Below are 2,764 nucleotides of genomic sequence, written 5' to 3'. Positions count from 1 at the left end.
GCTAAGGACGTTCACCATGACCTCCGCTGCGACCGCCGCGAAGCGGCACACCGTGCTCGACAGCCCCTACGGCCCCCTCACCCTCGTGGCCGACGACGGCGTCCTGTGCGGCCTCTACATGACCGAGCAGCGCCACCGCCCGCCGGAGGAGAGCTTCGGCGTCGGCGACGACACGCTCTTCGCTGAGACGGAGGAACAGCTGAAGGCGTATTTCGCGGGCGAACTGAAGGCGTTCACCCTTGAACTGCGGCTGCACGGCACCCCGTTCCAGCGCGGCGTCTGGGAACAGCTCGCCCGGATCCCCTACGGCGAGACCCGTTCGTACGGCGATCTCGCGGACGCCCTCGGCAACCCCAAGGCGTCCCGCGCGGTGGGCCTCGCCAACGGCAAGAACCCCGTCGGCATCATCGTCCCCTGCCATCGCGTCGTCGGCTCCGACGGGAGCCTCACGGGATACGGCGGCGGCCTGGAGCGCAAGCAGCGCCTGCTGGACTTCGAACGGGGGACGGCTCTCTTCTGAACGGCCGTCTCGCGTGTGTGGTGGGGGTGGGGGCGGTCGGTCGTTCTCTCACGACAGCAGGCGCCGCTCCTTGGCGACGGCCACCGCCCCCGACCGCGTCTCCACCCCCAGCTTGCCGTAGATCCGCCCGAGGTGGGTCTTGACGGTCGCCTCGCTGATGAAGAGCGCACGGGCTATCTCCCGGTTGCCCAGACCACGGGCCAGCTGGCCGAGGATCTCGTGCTCGCGCTCGGACAACGCCGGGCGTGGACTGCGTAGTTGGGCCAGCAGCCGCTCGGCCACCGGGGCGGACAGTGCCGTACGGCCGGAGGCGGCGTTACGGATCGCCGCGAACAACTCGTCGGCTCGTTCGGCCTTGAGCAGATATCCGGTGGCACCCGCTTCGATGGCGCGGCTGATGTCGGCGTCGGTGTCGAACATGGTGAGCACCAGCACATGGGGGGCCGGGGCGATCGGATCGGTCGGAGTGCCCAGGGCGTCGGACGGCCGTGATGCAAGGGATGTCAGGCGCCGGGTGGCCGTCACGCCGTCCAGGCCGTCGCCGAGTTGCAGATCCATCAGCACCACGTCGGGGTGGAGGCGGGCGGCCATGGCGAGCGCCTCCTCGCCGGTGCCCGCCTCCCCCACCACCTCGATGCCGTCGGCGCTGGACAGCAGCGCGCGGAGCCCGGCCCGCACCACGGCGTGGTCGTCGCACAGCAGGAGCCGGATCGGAGCTGCGGGGGCCGACTCGCTCATGGGACGGGCTCCTTGGGGGTTGTGTGAGTGATGGGGCCGGGGGAGAGGGGCACGAGGGAGAGAGGAATCGCCACGGACACGACGGTGCCCTCGCCCGGCACGGACTCCACGGTGAGCGTGCCGCCCGACTGCCGGGCCCGGATACGCATGGCCGGCAGGCCATGGCCGCGCTCCCGGCTCGCTTCGGAAGCCCCGGGAGCCGCTTCGGAAGCCGCGCGAGCCGATGCGAAAGCCGCGCGAGCCGATGCGAAAGCCGCGCGAGCCGATGCGAAAGCCGTAGGACCCGGTTCGGCGGCTGCGGGACCCGGTCCGTCGGCTGCGGGACCCGGCCCGGCGGCCAAGGGACCCGCCCCGGCATCGCCCCGCCCCGTCGCGGAGACCGGCCGCCGCCCCGCCACGTCGAACCCCCGCCCGTTGTCGGCGATATCCAGCGAGACCTGGTCGTCCAGACAGGTCAGGGTCACCGCGGCGCGCGTCGCGGCGGCGTGTTCGCGCACGTTGGCGAGCGCACCCTGAGCGATGCGCAGCAGCGCCGCCTCGACGCGTTCCGGAAGCCGGCCCGGGGTGCCGTCGAGCCGGAACTCCACCACCAGGCCCGGGCCGCTCTCCCGCTCGGCGAGGGCGCCGAGCGCACCGGCGAGGGAACGCTCGGCGAGATCCGCCGGTGCCAGGTCGTGGACGAACCGGCGCGCCTCGGCGAGGCTGCGCGAGGTGATCTCGGCAGCCTTCCCGATGTGCCCGTGGGCCGCGTCGGGGTCCGTACGCCAGACGCGTTCCGCGGCCAGCCGCTGCCGCTCCGCCAGGACGCCCGCCCGCCGCTCGGTGGCCGCGAGGTCCCGGCGGGTGCGGACCAGGTCGTCGATCAGGGCGCGCTGCCGGGCCGCCTGGCGCCGCAGATGGACGAAGACGGCGGTGGCGACCGCGGCGACGGCCGGCGGCGCGGCGACCATGTTGGGATTGATCGTGCCCTCCGCCACCCGCACCTGGGACCCCACGACCAGCGCGGTCAGTACGACCGCCAGCGGCACCGCGAGCCGTGGGGGCAGCGTGTGCAGCCCCGCGAACAACAGCGGCATGGCACACCACGTGGCACTCGGCGTGAGCACGAGCAGCACGATCCACACCACCGTCACGGACCCCAGCCAGGCCAGGTGCCGGGCGGACGGCGGACTGCCGGGACCCGGTGCCGGAGCCAACAGCTGCCCGAGGGCGTAGAGCAGCCCGAACACCGCGAACAGCACGACCACCCAGCCGGTACGCGCCCCACCCTGATCGCGCGTCAGAAAGCGCACGAACGAGGAGCACCACAGCAGAAGGAACGCGGCATGCACGACCGCGGCCAGCCAGCGCGCATCCGGATCCGTACGCCGCCGCTCCGCCCAACTCATGGCCCCACCACCGCTCTTGTCGTGCTGGTCCCGCAAATCCGCCGCAGACCGCTCTCCCGCGCCTGACTCCCGTGCCTGACTTCCGTGTCCGACCTCTGTGAGTGGTGTGCATCGTGAC

At 72.7% G+C, this 2,764-nt stretch carries 3 protein-coding genes; 1 reads left to right on the top strand and 2 read right to left on the bottom strand.

Features of this window, described 5'->3' with window-relative positions; genetic code table 11:
- The first annotated feature begins 16 nt into the window (after positions 1–16).
- A complete protein-coding gene (locus I8N67_RS41170; RefSeq protein ID WP_200309429.1) occupies positions 17–520 on the top strand; it encodes a methylated-DNA--[protein]-cysteine S-methyltransferase in 504 nt (167 codons plus the stop codon).
- Positions 521–568: 48 nt separating this feature from the next.
- Here I8N67_RS41170 and I8N67_RS41165 read toward each other — a convergent pair whose 3' ends face one another.
- Together I8N67_RS41165 and I8N67_RS41155 are read right to left on the bottom strand one after the other, a co-directional pair.
- Positions 569–1,258, bottom strand: coding sequence for a response regulator (locus tag I8N67_RS41165; RefSeq protein WP_200309428.1), 690 nt, complete (start codon positions 1,256–1,258; stop codon positions 569–571).
- A complete protein-coding gene (locus I8N67_RS41155) occupies positions 1,255–2,646 on the bottom strand; it encodes a sensor histidine kinase (RefSeq protein ID WP_234047090.1) in 1,392 nt (463 codons plus the stop codon). The genes I8N67_RS41165 and I8N67_RS41155 overlap by 4 nt, the downstream gene beginning before the upstream one ends.
- Between the last annotated feature and the right edge of the window lie 118 nt (positions 2,647–2,764).

Source organism: Streptomyces adelaidensis, from assembly GCF_016598475.1.
GTDB lineage: Bacteria > Actinomycetota > Actinomycetes > Streptomycetales > Streptomycetaceae > Streptomyces > Streptomyces adelaidensis.
This window is presented reverse-complemented; position numbering and strand designations above follow the sequence as displayed.

Coding starts and splice junctions, on each gene's coding strand:
- I8N67_RS41155 (WP_234047090.1), bottom strand. CDS start 2,646: ATGAGTTGGGCGGAGCGGCGGCGTACGGATCCGGATGCGCGCTGGCTG.
- I8N67_RS41165 (WP_200309428.1), bottom strand. CDS start 1,258: ATGAGCGAGTCGGCCCCCGCAGCTCCGATCCGGCTCCTGCTGTGCGAC.
- I8N67_RS41170 (WP_200309429.1), top strand. CDS start 17: ATGACCTCCGCTGCGACCGCCGCGAAGCGGCACACCGTGCTCGACAGC.